This is a genomic window from Vibrio campbellii CAIM 519 = NBRC 15631 = ATCC 25920, assembly GCF_002163755.1.
GTDB lineage: Bacteria > Pseudomonadota > Gammaproteobacteria > Enterobacterales > Vibrionaceae > Vibrio > Vibrio campbellii.
Map to the genome: position 1 here is coordinate 1,338,691 of NZ_CP015863.1, position 20,726 is coordinate 1,359,416.

The 20,726-nt window shown below is 45.5% G+C and carries 20 protein-coding genes; 14 read left to right on the plus strand and 6 right to left on the minus strand.

The annotated features are described in order from the left end of the window. The first annotated feature begins 198 nt into the window (after nucleotides 1-198). From torE to A8140_RS06460, 10 genes are all read left to right on the plus strand, one after another. Nucleotides 199-378: a trimethylamine N-oxide reductase system protein TorE gene (gene torE / locus A8140_RS06415; RefSeq protein WP_005450728.1), complete on the plus strand. Its 180-nt coding sequence runs from the start codon at nucleotides 199-201 to the stop codon at nucleotides 376-378. A 50-nt stretch (nucleotides 379-428) separates the two neighbouring features. After that, nucleotides 429-1,613 (plus strand): pentaheme c-type cytochrome TorC, encoded by a 1,185-nt coding sequence (torC, locus tag A8140_RS06420; RefSeq protein WP_005533691.1) that lies wholly within the window; start codon nucleotides 429-431, stop codon nucleotides 1,611-1,613. 26 nt (nucleotides 1,614-1,639) lie between these two features. Beyond that, on the plus strand, nucleotides 1,640-4,102 hold the full coding sequence (gene torA, locus A8140_RS06425) for a trimethylamine-N-oxide reductase TorA (RefSeq protein WP_005533692.1): 2,463 nt from the start codon (nucleotides 1,640-1,642) through the stop codon (nucleotides 4,100-4,102). 198 nt (nucleotides 4,103-4,300) lie between these two features. Continuing rightward, nucleotides 4,301-6,043: a glycoside hydrolase family 36 protein gene (locus tag A8140_RS06430; protein ID WP_005533693.1), complete on the plus strand. Its 1,743-nt coding sequence runs from the start codon at nucleotides 4,301-4,303 to the stop codon at nucleotides 6,041-6,043. Between the two features lie 148 nt (nucleotides 6,044-6,191). Beyond that, nucleotides 6,192-7,100: a metal ABC transporter substrate-binding protein gene (locus A8140_RS06435; protein WP_005533694.1), complete on the plus strand. Its 909-nt coding sequence runs from the start codon at nucleotides 6,192-6,194 to the stop codon at nucleotides 7,098-7,100. Beyond that, entirely contained in the window at nucleotides 7,100-7,954 is an 855-nt protein-coding gene (locus A8140_RS06440) for a manganese/iron ABC transporter ATP-binding protein (protein ID WP_005533696.1), read from the plus strand. The genes A8140_RS06435 and A8140_RS06440 overlap by 1 nt, the downstream gene beginning before the upstream one ends. Nucleotides 7,955-7,968: 14 nt before the next feature. Continuing rightward, the gene (locus A8140_RS06445; protein WP_005533697.1) at nucleotides 7,969-8,877 is read left to right on the plus strand and encodes a metal ABC transporter permease; all 909 of its coding nucleotides are present in this window, start codon (nucleotides 7,969-7,971) and stop codon (nucleotides 8,875-8,877) included. Continuing rightward, nucleotides 8,870-9,724, plus strand: coding sequence for a metal ABC transporter permease (locus A8140_RS06450; protein ID WP_005533699.1), 855 nt, complete (start codon nucleotides 8,870-8,872; stop codon nucleotides 9,722-9,724). The genes A8140_RS06445 and A8140_RS06450 overlap by 8 nt, the downstream gene beginning before the upstream one ends. A 262-nt stretch (nucleotides 9,725-9,986) precedes the next feature. Beyond that, the gene (locus A8140_RS06455; protein WP_005533700.1) at nucleotides 9,987-10,892 is read left to right on the plus strand and encodes a manganese-dependent inorganic pyrophosphatase; all 906 of its coding nucleotides are present in this window, start codon (nucleotides 9,987-9,989) and stop codon (nucleotides 10,890-10,892) included. A gap of 74 nt (nucleotides 10,893-10,966) precedes the next feature. Further along, nucleotides 10,967-11,356 carry a DUF2750 domain-containing protein gene (locus tag A8140_RS06460; protein WP_005533702.1) on the plus strand — a complete coding sequence of 130 codons (390 nt, stop codon included), beginning with the start codon at nucleotides 10,967-10,969 and terminating at the stop codon, nucleotides 11,354-11,356. A 122-nt stretch (nucleotides 11,357-11,478) separates the two neighbouring features. Here the strand turns inward: A8140_RS06460 and A8140_RS06465 are convergent, their stop codons facing one another. From A8140_RS06465 to pspF, 6 genes are all read right to left on the minus strand, one after another. Continuing rightward, entirely contained in the window at nucleotides 11,479-12,261 is a 783-nt protein-coding gene (locus A8140_RS06465; protein WP_005425767.1) for a peptide ABC transporter ATP-binding protein, read from the minus strand. Further along, on the minus strand, nucleotides 12,258-13,253 hold the full coding sequence (locus A8140_RS06470; protein ID WP_005529316.1) for a peptide ABC transporter ATP-binding protein: 996 nt from the start codon (nucleotides 13,251-13,253) through the stop codon (nucleotides 12,258-12,260). The genes A8140_RS06465 and A8140_RS06470 overlap by 4 nt, the downstream gene beginning before the upstream one ends. Then, nucleotides 13,253-14,140: an ABC transporter permease subunit gene (locus A8140_RS06475; RefSeq protein ID WP_005529315.1), complete on the minus strand. Its 888-nt coding sequence runs from the start codon at nucleotides 14,138-14,140 to the stop codon at nucleotides 13,253-13,255. Before A8140_RS06475 ends, A8140_RS06470 begins: the two co-directional genes overlap by 1 nt. Beyond that, on the minus strand, nucleotides 14,127-15,089 hold the full coding sequence (locus A8140_RS06480; protein ID WP_005529314.1) for an ABC transporter permease: 963 nt from the start codon (nucleotides 15,087-15,089) through the stop codon (nucleotides 14,127-14,129). Before A8140_RS06480 ends, A8140_RS06475 begins: the two co-directional genes overlap by 14 nt. Next, nucleotides 15,089-16,708 (minus strand): ABC transporter substrate-binding protein SapA, encoded by a 1,620-nt coding sequence (gene sapA, locus A8140_RS06485; protein WP_005529312.1) that lies wholly within the window; start codon nucleotides 16,706-16,708, stop codon nucleotides 15,089-15,091. Before sapA ends, A8140_RS06480 begins: the two co-directional genes overlap by 1 nt. Before the next feature lie 283 nt (nucleotides 16,709-16,991). Continuing rightward, entirely contained in the window at nucleotides 16,992-18,002 is a 1,011-nt protein-coding gene (gene pspF / locus A8140_RS06490) for a phage shock protein operon transcriptional activator (protein WP_005425749.1), read from the minus strand. Nucleotides 18,003-18,235: 233 nt separating this feature from the next. Between pspF and pspA the strand changes: the two genes are divergently transcribed. The 4 genes from pspA to A8140_RS06510 all read left to right on the plus strand — a co-directional run bounded on the left by pspA (nucleotide 18,236) and on the right by A8140_RS06510 (nucleotide 20,725). Further along, nucleotides 18,236-18,907 (plus strand): phage shock protein PspA, encoded by a 672-nt coding sequence (pspA, locus tag A8140_RS06495; RefSeq protein ID WP_005425704.1) that lies wholly within the window; start codon nucleotides 18,236-18,238, stop codon nucleotides 18,905-18,907. A 14-nt stretch (nucleotides 18,908-18,921) separates the two neighbouring features. After that, nucleotides 18,922-19,155: an envelope stress response membrane protein PspB gene (pspB, locus tag A8140_RS06500; protein WP_038862805.1), complete on the plus strand. Its 234-nt coding sequence runs from the start codon at nucleotides 18,922-18,924 to the stop codon at nucleotides 19,153-19,155. Then, nucleotides 19,148-19,537, plus strand: coding sequence for an envelope stress response membrane protein PspC (gene pspC, locus A8140_RS06505; RefSeq protein ID WP_005425740.1), 390 nt, complete (start codon nucleotides 19,148-19,150; stop codon nucleotides 19,535-19,537). Before pspB ends, pspC begins: the two co-directional genes overlap by 8 nt. A gap of 156 nt (nucleotides 19,538-19,693) precedes the next feature. Beyond that, on the plus strand, nucleotides 19,694-20,725 hold the full coding sequence (locus tag A8140_RS06510; protein ID WP_005529306.1) for an efflux RND transporter periplasmic adaptor subunit: 1,032 nt from the start codon (nucleotides 19,694-19,696) through the stop codon (nucleotides 20,723-20,725). Nucleotide 20,726: the final 1 nt, after the last annotated feature.

Sequence of the window (20,726 nt, forward strand, 5' to 3'; positions counted from 1 at the left end):
TAATATTTATTCACAAATAACATCAATCAAACACATCTCTGGATGAGCTCAAAAAAGTGTTGGATAACAAGGGGGGGAGCATCAGATTTGATTGAACCTTACTATTAGTATGGTCTAAAATTTTCCCATAGAGATTGTAAGTCTTAAGCTTGGTGACGCGGGCTTTCCAATAACACTAGATACAAAATAGGCAAATGTATGAGTGATGTTAACAAAATTGAGAGTGGTGAAAAACGCTCACTGGAGTGGAAGTCGTTCCTCTTCATTGCAGTTGTTCTCTTCCCAATTCTGAGTGTGGCTTTCGTAGGCGGCTACGGATTTATTGTTTGGGCACTTCAAGTGTTCTTCTTTGGTCCTCCAGGCGCGCACGGTATGTAAGCCGTTGAGCTCATAACCACACTTTAGAAAAGATTTTAAGAGAGCAAATAATGAAATCATTAATCATTAAACTGTGGCGTACGATGACGCGCCCGGCAGTCCATATCAGCCTAGGCGTGCTGACTATGGGCGGTTTCATCGCTGGTGTTATTTTCTGGGGTGGCTTTAACACTGCCCTAGAAGCAACAAACACAGAAAAATTCTGTATTAGTTGTCACACAATGCGTGACAATGTATACGTTGAACTACAAGACACGGTTCACTGGAAAAACCACTCTGGTGTTCGTGCCACTTGTCCTGACTGTCACGTTCCACACAACTGGACAGATAAGATCGCTCGTAAGATGCAAGCGTCTAAAGAAGTATTCGCACAAGTATTTGGCAACTACGACGAACCGGGTGTTTTCGAAGAGCGTCGTATCGAACTTGCTAAACACGAATGGGATCGCTTCTCTGCAAACAAATCTCTAGAGTGTAAAAACTGTCACAACTATGACTCGATGGATTTTAACCAGATGTCCCCAACGGCTCGAATTCAGATGAAACAAGCTGCAGAGAAAGATCAGAGTTGTGTTGATTGTCATAAAGGTATCGCCCACCATTTACCTGCGGGCATGGATAGCATCGGTGGTATCGTTGGTGACCTAGAAGGCATGACCTCTAACACGGATTACGGTGTAGGTCAGCAACTAGTTAGTGTTCGTCACTTACCAATCTACTTCGATTACAAAGGTGCTGAAGAAGCAGGTCTTCTAAACCCAGCATCGACTGTAAAAGTTCTTGAAGACAAAGGCGACTACGTTGAAATTGAAATCGACGGCTGGCGTAAAGCGAAAGGCTTCGGTCGTGTAATTCAAGAAGACTTCGGTAAAAACATCGCAGTAGCATCTCTACTGAAAGAAGCATCAACAGACGCGAACATTGTTACGGCTGGTGAGAAGAAAGTTGATGAGCTAACTGGTCTTCCTTGGGAGAAAGTAGCAGCGAAAGTATGGATCAAGAAAGAATCTATGCTGAACGACATCAACCCTGTATGGGAAAAATCGAAAGAAGCTTATAGAACTAACTGTTCTGTATGTCACACACAACCAGCTGAAGCGCACTTCGATGCGAACACATGGCCAGGTATGTTCGACGGTATGCTAGCGTTCGTTAACCTAGATACAGACAGCGAAGCACTGATCTTGAAGTACCTACAGAAGCACTCTTCAGATTATGCTGAAGGTCACCACTAATAAGCGTCGGATTGGAGTAAAAATAAATGGCTATTACACGAAGAAGTTTTCTTAAAGGTGTAGCAACCACAAGCGCAGCGTCAGTTATCGGTCCAAGCTTATTGGCTTCAGCATCTGCAAACGCAGCTGAGTCTACTGGTACTTGGAAAGTAACAGGTTCACACTGGGGCGCGTTCCGCGCCCACATCTACGCGGGTAAAGTTCAAGAGATCAAACCGCTAGAACTAGACCAGAACCCAACAGAAATGTTGAACGGCATCAAGGGCATTATCTACAGCCCATCACGTGTTCGTTACCCAATGGTTCGTCTAGATTGGCTGAAGAAGCACAAATACAGCGCTGAGACGCGCGGTAACAACCGTTTCATCCGTGTAACTTGGGATGAAGCTCTAGACCTGTTCTACCGTGAGCTAGAACGTGTTCAGAAAGAATACGGTCCATGGGCTCTACACGCAGGTCAAACTGGTTGGAACCAAACTGGTGCGTTCAACAACTGTACGGCACACATGCAACGTGCTGTAGGTATGCACGGTAACTTCATCACTAAAGTAGGCGACTACTCTACTGGTGCAGGTCAAACCATCATGCCTTACGTACTTGGTTCAACAGAAGTTTACGCACAAGGTACGTCTTGGTCTGAAATCCTAGAGAATTCAGACAACATCATTCTTTGGGCAAACGACCCAGTGAAAAACCTACAAGTAGGTTGGAACTGTGAAACGCACGAATCTTTCAACTACCTAGCGCAGTTGAAGGAAAAAGTAGCGAAAGGTGAGATCAACGTTCTATCTGTAGACCCAGTTAAGAACAAGACTCAACGTTACCTAGAGAACGATCACCTATACATTAACCCGCTAACAGACGTAGCATTCATGCTTGCTGTTGCGCACGTACTGTACAACGAAGACCTGTACGACAAGAAGTTCATTGAAACTTACTGTCTAGGTTTCGAAGATTTCATCAAGTACGTTCAAGGTGAAACGAAAGATAAAGTTGTTAAGACCCCTGAGTGGGCTGCACCTATCTGTGGCGTTAAAGCGGACAAGATTCGTGAATTCGCACGCATGCTAGTGAACGGTCGTACACAGATCCTTATGGGTTGGTGTATCCAACGTCAAGAGCACGGTGAGCAGCCATATTGGGCAGCAGCAGTAGTTGCAGCAATGGTTGGCCAAATCGGTCTACCTGGCGGTGGTATCTCTTACGGTCACCACTACTCAAGTATCGGTGTTCCTTCAACTGGTTTCTCGGGCCCTGGTGGTTTCCCTCGTAACCTAGATACAGGTATGAAGCCGAAGTGGGACAACAATGACTTTAACGGCTACAGCCGTACTATCCCTGTTGCTCGTTGGATCGACTGTCTGCTAGAACCAGGTAAACAGATCAACTACAACGGCGGTAAAGTTAAGCTTCCAGACTTCAAGATGATGGTGATCTCGGGTTGTAACCCATGGCACCACCACCAAGATCGTAACCGCATGAAGCAAGCGTTCCAGAAGCTTCAAACAGTAGTAACGATCGAGTTTGCTTGGACAGCGACTTGTCGTTTCTCAGATATCGTTCTACCTGCATGTACGCAGTGGGAACGTAACGACATTGACGTATACGGTTCATACTCCAACAAAGGTCTGATTGCTATGCATCGCCTAGTTGACCCATTGTTCCACTCTAAGCCAGACTTCCAAATCATGAGTGAACTGACTCAACGCTTTGGTCGTCGCGAAGATTACACTCGTGGCATGAGCGAGATGGAATGGATCCGCAGCCTGTACAACGATTGTAAGAAAGCGAACGACGGTAATTTCGAAATGCCAGAATTTGATGAGTTCTGGGAGAAGAGCGTACTAGACTTCGGTCAAGGTAAGCCTTGGGTTCGTCACGCTGACTTCCGTCAAGATCCAGAAATCAACCCACTGGGCACACCTTCTGGCTTCATCGAGATCACTTCTCGTAAGATCGGTCGTTACGGTTACGAACACTGTCAAGAACACCCAATGTGGTTCGAGAAATCAGAACGCTCACACGGTGGTCCTGGCTCTGACAAACACCCGTACTGGCTACAATCTTGCCACCCGGACAAGCGTCTGCACTCTCAGATGTGTGAATCTGAAGATTTCCGTGCTACTTACGCTGTTCAAGGTCGTGAGCCTGTATACATCAACCCAGTTGATGCAAAAGCGAAAGGCATTAAAGACGGTGACTTGGTACGTGTATTTAACGACCGTGGTCAACTTCTTGCTGGTGCTGTACTTACTGATAGCTACCCACGTGGTGTTATCCGTATCGAAGAAGGTGCGTGGTACGGTCCTCTAAACGAGAAAGTAGGTGCAATTTGTACTTACGGCGACCCTAACACACTAACTCAAGACATCGGTTCTTCTGAGCTAGCACAAGCGACTTCTGCGAATACATGTATCGTAGACTTCGAGAAGTTCACTGGTAAAGTTCCACCAGTGACTTCATTCGGTGGTCCGATCGAAGTTGCTTAATCAGAGCACTAAGCTATGAATGAAATATCAGCCCTCGGGCTGGTATTTTTTTGACCAAAATTCAGTGAGCGTTCTCTCAATAACCAGTTTGAATAAATTGAGATGCAACGGATTCGTGACGTTGATAACGAATTGGGTGAGAGAAGGGGAGGATAATGCGCTTAATGAAACAATAATAATTAAGTGAGTAGATTCTCTATGGCTCAGAGCATTCAATTGGCCAATCACACTGAGATTTCAGTGAGTGATAACGATCTTCAATTTGAAGTTGTAGGCAACCAGATCCATTTTTCTTTTGCCGGGATACACAATAAAACCTTCACCGATCGTGAAGTCTTGTTTCAAATGCCTTTCCTCTATGAGCAAGGTGCAACGGTGCTTGGCGACGGTTTCCAAATGTTGGCGCAGACCAGCGGTACCATTTCTCAACCTATCGATATTGGTCGCTGCCCAGATAACAATAATTCCTACCGTATTTACCCTGAGAGCGCACCAAAGCGTTACTACAACTACTTAGCTGTTGAAGATGCCGTAGGTTACACCTTGTTTGGCTTTACGTCTTGTCATCGCTTTGCAGGCTATTTTGAGGTGCAGACGCTCGGTGAGCATTGGGTTCTTTTTGCTTCTATTGATGGTGAACATACCCAAGTAGCGGATTGGGAACATAACACGCTGGAATCTGTGGCTATATTACGCGGTCAATCTTTATCTGAGCTTTACCAACAATACAGTGAGATGCTTGCTGAGCATCACCCAGTGCGCAATGGTGTCACTCAGGATGCGCCAATTGGTTGGTGCTCTTGGTATGCTTATTACGCAGACGTTACTGAGGGCAACGTTTTAGAAAACGTGGAATGCATGCAGGACAACCTAGCCGAGCTCGAATGGGTGCTGCTAGATGATGGCTACCAAGCATTTATGGGAGATTGGCTAACGCCTTCGGATAAGTTCTCTGGTGGTGTTAAAGAGCTGATTCACAACATTCGCGCGAAAGGCAAGAGGCCAGCGATTTGGATGGCACCATTCATTGCCCAACCAGAATCAGAAATCTTCAAAAAGCATCCTGATTGGTTTGTGCGTCACGAGGACGGAGACCTCCTGAAAGCTGAAGATGTCACTTATGGTGGTTGGCGTTGTACACCATGGTACATTCTCGATACTTCAAACCCTGAAGTCCAAGATCACTTAACTCACGTCGTATCTGTCATGAGAGAAGAGTGGGGCGTTGAGTTATTCAAATTAGACGCAAACTACTGGGGCACTTTAAAAGGTAAGCGCAGTCAATCGGGTGTCACTGGTGTAGAAGCCTACCGTATGGGTATGGAAGCGATCGCGAAAGGGGCTGAAGATGCATGGCTATTAGGTTGTAACGCGCCAATGTGGCCTTCTTTGGGCTTAGTTGATGCCATGCGTGTGTCTGACGATGTAGAGCGCCATAGTCATCGCTTTGAACAAATCGCGAAAGAGACCTTCTTCCGCAGTTGGCAGCATCGTAAGCTGTGGCAAATCGATCCAGATTGCGCGACGTTCACTTCATTACCAAACCAAGCAGCCTCGCGTGAAGATTATCAATTCCATCGTAACGTGCTGCTAGCGTGTGGCGGCCTACTGCTTTCCGGTGATCCTCTACCAGAAATCACCCCATTTGCGAGTAAGACGCTAGCGAAATTGATGTTGCGTCAGCGTCGTAATCAGGAGTCGGCCAAGTTTACCGCGCTAGGTTTAAACCATGCTTTCCTGCCGCTAACATCTAAAAACGATCTGCATTGCTTGTTTAATTACACCAATGATGAAGCGACAGAGTTTACGCTTACCGCAGACCAGCCTACCGATTGGTACGACTACTGGACAGGGGAGAAGCTCAACCAAGAGCCATGTCAGTTGTTGTTGGTTAGCTTGGATAAAGGGTTGAAAGCTAAGGCTGTTGTTACAGCGATGTGATAGAAAAACGCAATTAATCTCATCCTTTTTAGAAAATAAAGGTTAAAATAACTGTAAATGATAACTATTATCATTTACAGTTATAAGAATCAAAGGTAGAATCTTTTTATCTTTTCAAAGTAACTTTTGCCTTCTGGAGAAAACAAGGATGAGATTGAAACTTGGCGCTATTGCCAAACCTGCAGTTGTACTTTTGTCATTGATGTCACTTGGATTAAGTACGGCCGCCAACGCTGCCGAGAAATTTAAAGTAGTGACAACGTTCACCATTATTGCAGATATGGCTCAGAATGTAGCTGGTGATGCGGCTATTGTTGAGTCTATTACTAAGCCTGATGCTGAGATTCATAACTACCAAGCGACCCCTGGTGATATTCGACGTGCTCAAGGTGCGGATCTTATTCTCTACAACGGTTTGAACCTAGAATTGTGGTTCAAAAAATTCTTCAAAAACCTTCATGACGTTCCAAGTGTGATTGTTACTGAGGGTGTAAAGCCAATGAGCATCGCTCAAGGCCCTTATAGTGGCAAACCAAACCCGCACGCTTGGATGTCTCCTAGCGATGCTCTCCTATACGTCGATAACATTCGCGATGCACTAGTCAAATACGACAGCGCTAATGCAGACACTTACCAAAAAAATGCCGAAGCTTACAAGAAGCAGATCATGGATATGGTTCAACCTATACGTGAAAAAGTGGCTCAAATCCCAGAAGACAAACGCTGGTTGGTAACGAGTGAAGGTGCATTTAGCTACTTGGCTCGAGATTTTGGTCTTAAAGAGCTGTATCTATGGCCAATCAATGCCGATTCTCAAGGTACGCCACAGCAAGTTAAACGTGTAATTGATGAAGTTCGTGCGAATCAAATTTCAGCCGTATTTAGTGAAAGCACGGTATCAGCTAAGCCAGCACAGCAGGTTGCGCGTGAAACAGGTGCGAAATATGCCGGGGTGCTATATGTGGATTCACTAAGTAGCAAAGATGGTCCTGTTCCAACATTCTTGGATCTATTGAAAGTGACATCAAATACAATTGCAGAGGGTCTAGAGCAGTAATGGCGGGAATTAAAGTATCAGACATTAGCGTCACTTATCGCAACGGTCACACCGCACTTTACGATGCAAGTTTTACACTTCCAAAAGGGTCGATTACGGCCCTTGTTGGCGTTAACGGCAGCGGCAAATCTACTTTATTTAAGTCTATTATGGGTTTTGTCCCAGTGAGCCAAGGATCGGTCGAGATCCTTGGTCTTCCTGCTAAAAAAGCGCTCAAGCAAAATGTGGTGGCTTATGTCCCACAAAGCGAAGAAATCGACTGGAATTTTCCCGTATTAGTCGAAGACGTTGTCATGATGGGGCGTTATGGTCATATGGGATTACTCCGTATTCCAAAGCAAACAGATCATGACATGGTAACGGCTGCCCTTGATCGTGTGAACATGACCGCGTTTAGAAAGCGCCAAATAGGTGAGCTTTCTGGTGGGCAAAAGAAACGTGTTTTTCTTGCGCGAGCATTGGCACAAGAAAGTGAAGTTATTTTGTTAGATGAACCTTTTACTGGTGTCGATGTTCAAACGGAAGACCAAATCATGGCATTGCTTCGTGATCTACGTGATGAAGGAAAAGTGATGTTGGTTTCTACCCACAACCTCGGCAGTGTTCCGGACTTTTGTGACCGTACCGTATTGATCAATCGAACGGTATTGGCATCCGGTATGACTCGTGATGTTTTCACTCCAGAAAACCTCGAGCTTGCTTTTGGTGGAGTACTTCGTCATTTCATTCTTGGTGGTAAAGATCTTCATGAAGATGATGATGAACGTAAGCTGACAGTCCTATCAGATCATGAGCGTCCGGTCGTTATGTACGGCGAGCAGCAAGCTGTTCCGGTTTCTCGTCCAGACAAGTAAGGAGTTCATTTTTTATGGATTATTTACTCGAACCTTTTCACTATGGCTACATGGTGAATGCCATGTGGGTGAGTGCATTGATTGGTGGTGTCTGCGGCTTTCTGTCGACTTACCTAATGTTGAAAGGCTGGTCACTCATTGGTGATGCACTTTCTCACTCGATCGTTCCTGGGGTCGCTGGTGCATACATGCTCGGCTTGCCTTTTGCCTTTGGCGCGTTTTTGTCTGGTGGTCTTGCAGCAGCTGGAATGTTGTTCTTGAGCCAAAGAAGCAAATTGAAAGAAGATGCCATCATTGGTTTGATATTTACGTCTTTCTTTGGTCTGGGGCTATTTTTAGTTTCTCTTTTCCCGGCTGCAGTGAATATTCAAACTATCGTATTAGGTAATGTACTCGCCATCACGCCAACCGATACGTTCCAATTAGTTGTTATCGGTGGTATCTCGCTTGCTGTTATGCTCGTTAAGTGGAAAGACCTAATGGTGGTCTTTTTCGATGAGAACCATGCCAAGAGTGTTGGTCTGAACCCGACGCGATTGAAAGTGCTGTTTTTTACGTTGCTAAGCGCATGTACCGTCGCTGCATTGCAAACCGTTGGTGCTTTTTTGGTTATTGCGATGGTCGTTATTCCGGGGGCTACGGCGTATTTAATGACTGACCGATTTTCACGCGTTATTGTCTACGCTGTTGCAATTGGTTCTTTAAGTTCATTCATTGGCGCTTACGTGAGTTACTACATCGATGGCGCGACTGGTGGGATCATAGTTTTACTGCAAACAGCATGTTTCTTGATGGCATTTGTTTTTGCTCCTAAGCATGGTCAAATTGCCATTGGACGCAAAAGCAAACAACAATTAGCAAAAAAGAATCGTGAATCTGCCTTTTCAATGCCTATGATGAGTAAGGAGCACAAAAATGCTTGATACACTCCTTATGCCTCTTACCTTCACCTTTATGCAGCAAGCGTTTTTGATTGTTTTGCTCGTTGCAATTCCAACGGCTTTGTTGTCTTGCTTCCTTGTATTGAAGGGCTGGTCTCTGATGGGGGACGCTATTGCGCACTCGATTCTTCCAGGCGTGGTGATTGCCTATATTCTTGCTATTCCTTACACCCTTGGCGCTTTTGCCGCGGGTATATTTTGTGCACTTTCGACAGGTTACTTAAAAGAAAATAGCCGCATCAAAGAAGACACCATTATGGGCGTTGTCTTTTCTGCTATGTTCGCGCTTGGTCTGGTATTGATGACAAAAATCGAAGTGGGCGTTCATCTAGATCATATCTTGTTTGGTGATGCATTAGGCGTTAGCTGGGCGGATATCATTGAAGCCGCAATCGTCGCTTTGCTTGTTGTACTGTTCGCGGTGTTCAAAGGAAAAGACTTGTTAGTTTTCGTATTTGATTATCAGCATGCGCAAGCAATCGGTCTTCCTGTGAAGTTTCTCCACTATGGTTTGCTTTCGTTACTTTCGTTGGCGATTGTCGCTGCGCTCAAGGCTGTCGGGATGATCTTGGTTATCGCGATGCTGATTGCTCCGGGTGCTACCGCATTCTTACTAACGCGCCGTTTCCACAGCATGGTATTGCTTGCCTTGTGTATGTCACTGCTGAGTGCTTTCCTTGGTGTGTACTTGAGCTTTTTCATTGACAGTGCACCAGCGCCAACCATTATCCTCATCATGACGCTCAAGTTTATTGCTGTCTTCTGTTACACCAGTTATAAAAACAGGAAAGTGGAGTTTAAATCTGGCGACACGATAGAACAGTTTTAAACCAGACTTTTCATCAAAGCCCAAGTATTGAATTGCTTGGGCTTTTTTCGTTGTATCTATTGAGGGACCTATGTTGAGTTAACCCTGTGTGTTGTGCTTGTTAGACGAACTTGTTGAGTCTTTTTTACGTTTTGAAATTAGGACAAAAGCAAAATTTCAGGTAAAGTATCCGCCTTTGTGAGCAAACCCGCTTCCTTGGTGTAATTCGTTATGCAATTCACCCTGTTAGGAAGCCATCAAATTGACTTGAATAGGAAGAAACATGATTCTAGTTGTAGGTCATAAGAACCCAGACAGTGACAGTATTTGTAGTGCACTAGTTGCAACTGAACTTCTAAAGGCGCGTGGTGTTGAAGCAATGCCAATTCGTCAGGGCGAAATTAACCGTGAAACTCAGCACATCCTAGAAGTAGCTGGCGCAGAAGTTCCTGAGCTGCGCACTTCAGTAGCTGGCGAAACTGTTTGGCTAGTAGACTACTCAGATCTAGCGCAAGCACCAGACGACATCGCTGAAGCTGAAATCGCGGGTATCGTTGACCACCACCGTCTAGGTGACGTGATGACAGTGAACCCAATGGAAGCATGGATCTGGCCTGTTGGTTGTACTAACACAGTACTATTCAACATGTTCAAGATTGAAGGTCACGAGATCAAGCCTCAAATCGCTAAGCTAATGATGTCAGCTATCCTATCTGACACAGTAGGTTTCGCTTCTCCAACTTGTACTCAAAAAGACAAAGATGCTGTTGCTGAGCTAGCGGCTATCGCAGACGTACAAGACGTAGACGCATTCACTAAAGATCTTCTAATTGCTAAAACAAACATCGAAGGCCTATCTGCTGCTGAACTTGTTGAAAAAGACCTTAAAGGTTACCCATTCAACGGTCGTGATGTAGTAGTAGGTCAGGTTGAACTTGCGACTCTAGAGCAAGTTGACGGCATGATCGAAGCTCTAGAAGCGGATCTAGAGGCGCGTTGTGCAAACGACAGCCTAGCATTCGCTGCTGTTATGCTAACAGACATCACTACAGCTCAAACTCGTCTTCTTTACAAAGGTGAGTGGGCTGAGAAGCTTGTTAAGCACGAGAAAGACGGCATGCTAGTGATGGAAAACACACTAAGCCGTAAGAAGCAAGGCTGGCCTTGGCTTCAAACTGAGCTTGTGTAATTTCATTATTACCAACGTATACTGTAAATGCCCGCCATTAGGTGGGCATTTTTCTATGGGAATAGGAGACTAACATGTCTGAAGCATTAACCCAAGAGCAAATGGACACCATCAATCGCTACAACGAAGAGCAGCGATTGAAATACTGTTTGAAGGAAATCGTTGCAAACCGCAAGGTGTGGATCCTGAAAGACGAACACGGCTGCGTGATGTTAAACACAGAAGACGACGATTGTGTACCAGTGTGGCCAAACGAAGAGTTTGCACAGCAATGGGCGACAGGCGACTGGGAAGAGTGTGAGCCAGAAGCTATCTCTTTGAACAAATGGCACAGTCGTTGGACGTCGGGTCTAGAAGATGATGAGCTGTCTGTTGTGGTTTTCCCAAACCAGAATGAAGAAGGCGTGGTGCTGTTTCCAGATGAGTTTGATTTCGAACTGCGCAAACAAGCGAGCCGTCGTTAAGCATTACCAATTGTGTTCTGAAATTCAGAGACTAAAAAGCCTGCGTTGATGCAGGCTTTGTTATTTTTAGAGAAAGTTTTTTTGAGGAAGCGAATACTAGAAACTTACTGCTCGCTCAATCTTTAGTGGTTTGGCGCTTTGTAGAAGTGGCTCTCTACCAATCGCTGAGTAATCGCATGCTCTGGATTGGTTAGCACTTGGTTTGTCTCACCAAACTCCACCACTTCGCCTTCATGCATCACCATTACTTTGTCGGTAATGTGTTTCACGATGCCAATATGCTGAGAAACGTAAACAAATGACAAGCCCATCTCTTCTTGCAACTCTAAGAATAGGTTGATGATCTGAGAGCGCATCGCCATGTCTAGACCGTTTAGTGCCTCGTCAGCAACGATGATGGAAGGTTGCAGGATAAGAGCACGAGCAAGACAAACACGCTGCTTCTGACCTGCTGCAAGCATTTGCGGATAGAAATAAGCATGCTCTGGAAGCAAACCTACGCGCAACAGAGTATCTTTTACACGCTTCATACGTGCATCCGGAGGCATGTTGGTGTTTCGTTTTAATGGACCTTCCAAAATGCGGCCAATTTGAATGCGCGGGTTCAAAGAGGTGTTTGGATCTTGGAAAATCATGCGAATTAGCTTACAACGTGTCGAGTAATCTTCGTGTTCAAGGCGCTCACCGTTTACACGAATCTCACCGGAACTTGGCTCAACCACACCTGCTAACATACGTGCTAGGGTTGATTTGCCTGAGCCGTTTTGGCCAATAAAACCAATGGTTTGACCCGGCTCTAGGGTAAAACTAACCGGTTTAACCGCTTCTTTGACTGTGCGTTTAAACAGACCTGAACGCGTGACAAACTGTTTCGATAGGTTATCGACCTCGAGCAACGCACTCATGAATGTTTCTCCGTGTTCAATGGGAAGTGACAGCTAAATTTATGACTCTTTATACATCTAGTGTGGGGTATCTCGACACACTGTCTTTGAGCATAAGGGCAACGAGGCCCCAATCGGCAGCCGATTGGCAAGTGCTGTAAAGGGGGGATTGACCCCGGTAGCGATTGCAGTTTCTGCTTATGAGGAATCCAATCGTTAAAGTCGGGCATGGCTTTGAGCAGTGCCGCAGTATATGGGTGCTTCGGGGCCTCAACCAACTTTTCGGTATCAGCTGATTCTACCGATTGGCCGCAGTACATTACCGTAATATGGTTCGCCCACTGAGTAATTGTGGTCAAGTCATGACCAATCAACACTATAGTTGTGTTGTTGAGCTGATTCATCCGGCTCAACAAACGCAGGATTTGTGACTGCGTAATTGGGTCAAGGTCGTTGGTAGGTTCGTCGGCAATCAAGATTTTTGGCTTAGTCGCAATAGCCATTGCGATCATAACTTTTTGACATTCACCATCGGTTAGCTCGTACGGGTAACTGCCCATTAAGCGTTTGTGATCTTTGATGCCCACTTTGTGGAGTAGGGCAATCGCCTGTTTTTTACGCCATTTGAATCGTTCCCACCACTTTCCTTCGAAAGAGCGAGAAGGGATCGATTCGATCAATTGACGTCCTACTTCTTCAGAAGGATCTAAACAGGTCGAAGGCTCTTGGAAGATCATCGCGATATCGCGAGCTATCACTCGCCGGCGCTCTTTCGGTGTCAATTGAAGTAAGTCAATGTTACCAAGGCGCATTCGATCCGCGGTGACTTTCCAGTTGTCCTTACAAACGCCAACAATTGCTTTGGCAACCAGACTCTTACCTGAACCTGATTCGCCCACTAGACCACGGATTTCCCCTTCATTTAGGGTAATGCTCATGCGGTCGACGGCTTTCACCAAACCTGATGGCGTTTCAATTTCAATGGTTAAATGTCGAATATCTAGTAACGGCATTATTCGATCCCCGCATTGAGTGCTTGGCGTACACCTTCACCCACTAAGTTTAGAACAACCACGGTAAACATAATGGTGAGACCCGGCAGCGTCACAGTCCATGGTGCGATGTAAATCAGCTCAACGGAGTCGCCAAGGATTGCGCCCCACTCAGTACTTGGTGCTTGAGCACCCAAACCAAGGAAGCCTAGTGCTGTGATATCTAAAATTGCTACAGATAGTGCCAGTGTGATTTCTGCCGCGATGACAGTGAGTACGTTTGGCAGAATCGAGTTCCACAGTAGGTAGAAGTCATTGGCACCATCTAGGCGAGCAGCCATGATGTAGTCTTTTTCTACTTCCGTATGGACCGCGATGTACACCGAGCGAATAAAGCGTGGAATCAAAGCCAAGCAGATAGCCAGAAGGATGTTGAACTCACCAAAGCCAAGGAAAGCCACGAAGATGATCGCCAGTAGTAGCGATGGGATCGACATTACGGTATCGAGTAAGTGGTTCAAAGTACTCGATAACAGACCTTTAGTCATGCCTGCCAAAACACCGATAAAACAGCCAATCAAACCAGCAATGACCGTTATAGCGACGGCTGCACCGAATGTCAGCTGAGAACCCATAATCAGACGCGAAAGGATGTCACGACCCAAGTCGTCTGTGCCAAGGAAGTAGTCCACAGCGCCTGCTGGTGCCCATGATGGAGGCACAAGTAGTTCGCCCGATTGAGCTTGTGGATCATAAGGCGCAAGTAATGGTGCAAAGATAGTGATCAGGATGATGAAAATCAGGCACCACAAGCCAAACATTGCCAAGCTGTTGGCACGGTAGCTACGCCAGAATCGTTCGAACTGAGTTGGAATGCGTTCTTCCTGATAAACGTTATTTGTTAGCATACCATTCCTTTCTCACCAGAGGGTTAATCATGGCACCAATCAAATCCGAGAGGATGTTGGCAGTTAAAACAAGGGTTGCTAGCACCATTACGCCTGCTTGAATAGAAGCGTAATCTTGGTTTGAAAGTGCATCCAACAACCAACGACCAATACCCGGCCAGTTGAAGATAGATTCAGTAATGATCGCTAGCGTGATCATGCTAGAAAGCTGAACACCAACTTTTGGCACAATAGGCGGAATGGCGTTACGTAGCACGTGTTGTGTCACGATCTCGCGGTTGGATAAACCTTTGATTCGTGCAGCACGGATGTAGTTTTGGCTCATCACTTCTGCCACTGATGCGCGCATTAAGCCGATAACTTGGGTAGTAGGAGCAAGCGCTAATACCAAACATGGTAAGATCATGTGTTCGATAACACTTTGCAGCGCGTGTGCTCGGTATTCACCCTTTGCCATGAATGCATCAATGATGGCGAAACCCGTTACGTGGTCAATCTCGTACAGTAAGTCATAGCGGCCAGCAACGGGGAACACGTGATACTGCAACGAGAACATCATGATCAACATCAGCGCAACCCAGAAGATAGGCGCCGAGTAACCAGACATAGAGATAAATGAGATGCTGGTATCTAACCATTTACCCTGTTTCATGCCTGCAATCGTGCCCAGCGGGATGCCGATAAGCAATGAAACGACAAAGGCAAAGAAACACAACTCGAGTGTTGCAGGGAAGACAATGGCTAACTCATCGTAAATTGGATTTCCGTTTTTGCTGATACCAAAATTGAGCTGTGAAAGCTCAACAAGGTAGCTTTGCCAACCTGACCAAAATTCAACGTTTGCCCAATGAGAACTCGGATCCAAACGCAATAGCGAAAAGCCCACTAACGTGAGAATCATCAAAGTGATGACAAATAGATTAAGACGTCTTACGGCGTACCAAAACATTAATGGATTCTCTCAACTCTATCAAAAGGTTGTGCATTGAAAGGGCTCGATTTAAAACCTTTCAGCGATTTGTCGTGGACACGGAATTGAACGCCGTGAGCCAATGGAATAACTGGAAATTCTTCATTGAGAATATTCTGCGCTTGGCGATATAGGTTCAAGCGGTAACGTTGCTGTTGAGTTTCTAGTGCAAGATCCAACAAGAAGTCGAAATCATCGTTACACCACATCGAAACGTTCAAACCAACGCGTTCTGATTCACACGACAGCAGAGGGCGGAAGAAGTTATCTGGATCGCCCGTATCCCCAATCCAACCAGTGAGCAGCAAGTCTACATCATTGATGTTTTCCAGTTGGGTACGTTCAAAGCGGTCATCAGTCAGCAGTCGTAACTCGACGCCAATGTCTGCGAAGTTTGCTTGAATCAGCTCTGCGGTCTTACGCGGACTTGGGTTAAAGGCGCGTGGTTCCAATGGCACCCACATCGTCAATTGCAGACCTTTCTCGTAACCCGCCTCTCGAAGAAGGGCTAGAGCATAATTACGGTCATAACGTATTTTCACGCTGTCTTTTTGGTAAGCCCAAGAGTTGGGTGGAAGTAGGGTGTAAGCTTGAGTACCAGTGCCGTAATAAACTGAATCAAGAATGTTCTGGCGGTTGATCGCTAGGTTCAATGCTTGGCGAACACGAGCATCGCGCAGAGCTGGGTGTTCAGTGTTAATCGCAATAAATGAGACGTTATTAGCAGGCGTTGCGGTTAACTCTAGCTCTTCCGTTTCTTGAATGATTGGAATCTGACTCGAAATTGGTGATGCAAGCACATCACACTCGTTTCTCAGCAGCTTAGCGAGCGTGCCAGTACCGCGGTGAGAAATGTCGAACACCACCTGTTCCATCTTGGCTGGTGACTTCCAATATTTAGGATGGCGCTCAAGACGAATCAAGTCGTTCACTTGGTACTCTTTAAGTTGGTAGGGACCAGTACCGATAGGTAACATATCGATCTGTTCTTTCTCATCTTTTACTGCGAGTTGCTGGCCATATTCGGCAGAAAGTAGCACGGCATGACTGGTCGCAATATTGGCTAGAAAGGCAAAATTAGGTTGAGAGAGCACAAACTTCACTGTGTCGTTATCCACAGCAACAACATCTTTCACCAAGTTTTGGAAATCTAAACCTGCAAACCATGGATAAAAACCACCACCGACATCGTGAAACGGATGGTCTACATCAATGATTCGCTTGAAGCTGAATACCACATCTTGTGCATTAAAAGGTCGGGTAGGTGTAAACCATGCTGTCTTTTGAAACTGAACACCCTGTTTAAGATTAAACGTGTATTCGGTGCCTTCTTCATTAACGGACCAATTTTCTGCAAGATTTGCAACGGGTTGATGGGTTTTGGGATCAAGTGTGAGCAGCGTATCGTATAGCTGAGGGCTAAGTGCTTCGGCAGTGATACCGCTGTCAATGAGCTGAGGGTTAAACGTGGTTGGCTTACCTTGCCCACAAAACACAAAGCCATTCTCTCGAATATCATTGTGATCGATTTCATCACCACAAGCGGTGAGTAAGCTAATACCAATCAGGCTCAGCGATAGTCTTATAAAAGCTTTCATAATATGAAATGGTCATTGGACTTTGCTTGCTCCCTCAGCTTTTTGCTTCAAGGATGACAAGCGAAAATGATCTCGCTAATTTATCACCTTTGCCAACTCGCTCCAAACATAAAATCGTTGAGTCGCGGGGTGTTAGATCAAATTACCGTATCATTGTCTGGTTGTTGACCTTATTTGCCTCTCAAATTGCTCACTAATTTGTGTAAAACACACGCGTTTACTAAAACCGCTTGTTTTCCTTCAGTATAGTGAGCGATTACTCGAGTGAGAGGGCATGTGGCAATTATCCTTGACCGACTAAGCCATATTTTCTGACCATACCTCTAAGCTGGTGGTAGCTTAACCCCAATAATTCTGCGGCTTGGCGTTGGTTAAACTTCGCTTCTTCTAGTGCTCGGTTTAGCAACTCAATATCTTGATCTTCTTGCCACTGCTTGTAGTCCAGAGGGAAGTGGATTGCGGAGTGCGGAGTGGCCTCTGTTGTCTCGGTTTCTTCCTGAGCGGCAGTGTGGCCGAGTGAGTTATCCCAACCAGTTTGAAATGGGTTGAAGATAAGGTGTTCGATAGGATCTGAATTGAGACCGTGACGATAGATTGCTCGTTCAATCACATTCTTTAATTCACGAACGTTGCCCGGCCATTCGTAATCGAGCAGTGACTGTTGTGCCTCTTCCGTAAAGCCAACAAAGTATTCCAACTGCAATTCACGACACATCTTGATCGCGTAATGCTCGGCAAGGGAAAGGATGTCTTCTTTTCGCTCCCTCAGTGGCGGAAGCATGATGACATCAAAAGCCAAACGGTCGAGCAAATCCGCACGGAAATCCCCTTGCTCTGCCAGTTTTGGTAAATCAGCATTGGTTGCACAGACCAAGCGAACGTCTGCAGTTAATGCAGTGTGTCCACCAACGCGCTCGTATTCGCCATATTCAATCACACGTAGGAGTTTTTCTTGAACGAGGAGTGGCGCGGTCGCCAATTCATCAAGAAACAAGGTGCCACCTTCGGCGCGTTCAAAGCGGCCTTTATGCTTACCTTTCGACCCTGTAAATGACCCCGATTCATGACCAAACAGCTCGGAGTCAATCAAACCCTCGCTTAATGTCGCACAGTTTAGAGAAAGGAGTGGCTTATCCCAACGCTTTGATAAATAGTGTAAACGTTGCGCGATGAGCTCTTTACCTGTGCCTCGTTCCCCAATAATAAGAACGGGCCGCTCAATTGGCGCAAGTTGTGATACTTTATCTAATACGGCGAGAAAGGCGGGCGATTCACCAATGAGGTTCTGCTTCATAAAATCCTTCTTATTTTCTGTCTGGCCAAGATTTACAGTATTGAAGTTGGTGAAATTTACCAACAGTTGGTAAAAACCATCATAGCATAACGGTATGCAACAACAACAAAATGCGTAAGCTATTGTTTAATATAGATAATAAAAGTTGGCACGCTACTTGTTATAAGTAAAGGGAGACACAAGGTGAATCGCCACCTTGTCGAGTTTTAATAGGAAAAAAGAGGAGTTCCGTTATGGGTATTTTTTCTCGTTTTGCAGATATCGTTAACTCAAACATCAGTGCATTGCTAGACAAGGCGGAAGATCCTGAAAAAATGATCCGTCTTATCATCCAAGAAATGGAAGACACACTTGTAGAAGTGCGTACTAACTCGGCGAAAGCGATTGCAGACAAAAAAGAGTTGGCTCGCAAAGTCGAAGCACTAGAAGAGCAAATCACTGAGTGGGGTCAAAAAGCAAGCCTAGCACTCGTGAAAGAGCGTGAAGATTTGGCGCGTGCTGCTCTGATTGAAAAGCAAAAGCTAGAGCAAGTGATTAAAGGTCTTCACACTGAACAAACACTTGTAGAAGAAACGATCGAGAAGCTAACAGGCGAAATCGGTAAGTTAGAAGCAAAAATCACGGAAACTCGTGCGAAGCAACAAGCACTAGCAATTCGTAACCAAACGGCATCTAACCGTCGTGATGTACAAAAGCAGCTACATGCAGGTCGCACAAATGAAGCGATGGCAAAGTTTGAGCAATACTCTCGTAAGATTGACGAGATGGAAGCAGAAGCAGACCTATACGCGAAAACAGGCAATGCAAAGTCACTAGACCAAGAGTTTGCAGAACTACAAGCACAAGACGAAATTGAAAAAGAGTTGGCAAAACTGAAAGAACAGATGTCATCGAACGATAAATAAGAAAGGAGCCATTTATGTCGACATTTTTTATTACTGGACCATTGATTGTCTTTTTAATCTTTGTCGCTCCACTATGGCTCTTCTTACACTATCGCAGCAAACGCAAAGCAGATAGTGCACTGTCGAGCCAAGATCTTGAGCGCCTTCAGGTACTGTCTGAAAAAGCGGAATCGATGCAGTCTCGAGTTGAAACATTGGAGCGTATCCTAGACTCAGAAGCCCCAACGTGGAGACGTAAGTATGATTAAACGAGAACTGTATCGTGACCCAGTAAATGGCAAGATCTCCGGCGTGTGTGCCGGAGTCGCAAACTACTTTGGCGCGGAAGTTTGGTTGATTCGTATCGTTGTGATTTCCGCTGCTTTGTTGGGCGGTACTTTCCTAGTGTTGTTGGCCTATATTGCGATGACCTTCATGCTAGAAAAGCAGCCGGTGACCTACACTGAAAACATTAAGTCTCGTCAAGAGCACACGCTGAAAAGTAAGCCTTGGCAGAAAGGACAAAGCCCAGATCAGCTGTTAAGTGTATTAGAGAGCGACTTTAATCGTCTTGATGGCAAAATTCGGAATATGGAAGCGTATGTCACTTCTGATACTTATCGCGTAAACAGAGAGTTTAATAATCTCTAATGATTCGTTACTGAATTATTGATAAAGCAGGCTACGGCCTGCTTTATTTTTGTCTCAAATTGCTATTTTTAAAGAATTTTTTTGCTCTGATGCTCTAGAAGAACGCCCCAAATTCATCTACTTTAAAAGGAACGGATCTTAAATGGATGAATTAACATGAGAAAAGCGCTCATTCCAATCGCTGTCATGACGGTTCTCTCAGGATGTGGAAAAGAGCTACCACCAGTCCCTGAACCCGAATCCCGGCCCGCCAAACTCTTCACGGTATCTGTAGGCAATGCTCAGTTTGAAAGACATTTTCCTGCCACCACAGAAGCCGGCGACCGAGCAGTACTCGCATTTCGAGTGCCAGGTTTACTTCAATCAATAGAAGTGAATGCGGGACAAATGGTTAAAAAAGGCGATGTACTTGCAGTACTTAACCCTGACGAGTACTCACTCCTAGAAAAACAAGCTCGCGCGAATTACACCTTAGCGGATGTTCAATACGAACGTTCGAAAAAGCTTCGTAAAGAGCAAGTGGTGTCCGAGCAAGATTTCGACGCAGCAAAAGCCAATCACAACTCGGCAAAAGCACAGTGGAATCAGGCTAAAGCGAACCTGAGATACACTAAACTTGTGGCCCCTTATGACGGCACAATTTCTTATCTTCCTGCTGAAAATCATGAATACGTGGCGGCCAAAGAAGGCGTCATGAACATTCAAACCAATCAATTGATGAAAGTGCTGTTCCAGCTTCCAGACCACTTGCTGAGTAAATTTACTCAAGGAGTCAATGCGTACGCGACGATGACGTTTGATGCATTTCCTGAGCAGTCGTTTGAGCTGACTTTCCAAGAAATTGATACTGAAGCAGACCCAAAAACCGGCAGTTATAAAGTCACCATGGTAATGGCACGTCCCGAAGGGGTAGGTATCTTGCCTGGTATGTCTGGAAACGTACATTTAGTGTCTGAAAATGCGGGCGCAACAAGAATCCCGAGTTCAGCGATCTTCACTGAAGATGGTAAGACGTGCGTTTGGCGAGTCACTGACCAAGGCATTGTCGAAAAAGCGTCTGTCACTCTAAATGAGAAACAACAAATTGAGGCGGGCTTGGATGATGGTGACCAAATCATCGTATCTGGCGTGAATGTCATTGAGCCGGGTATTAAGGTTCGTGAGTGGGTGAAGGAGCGAGGATTGTAAT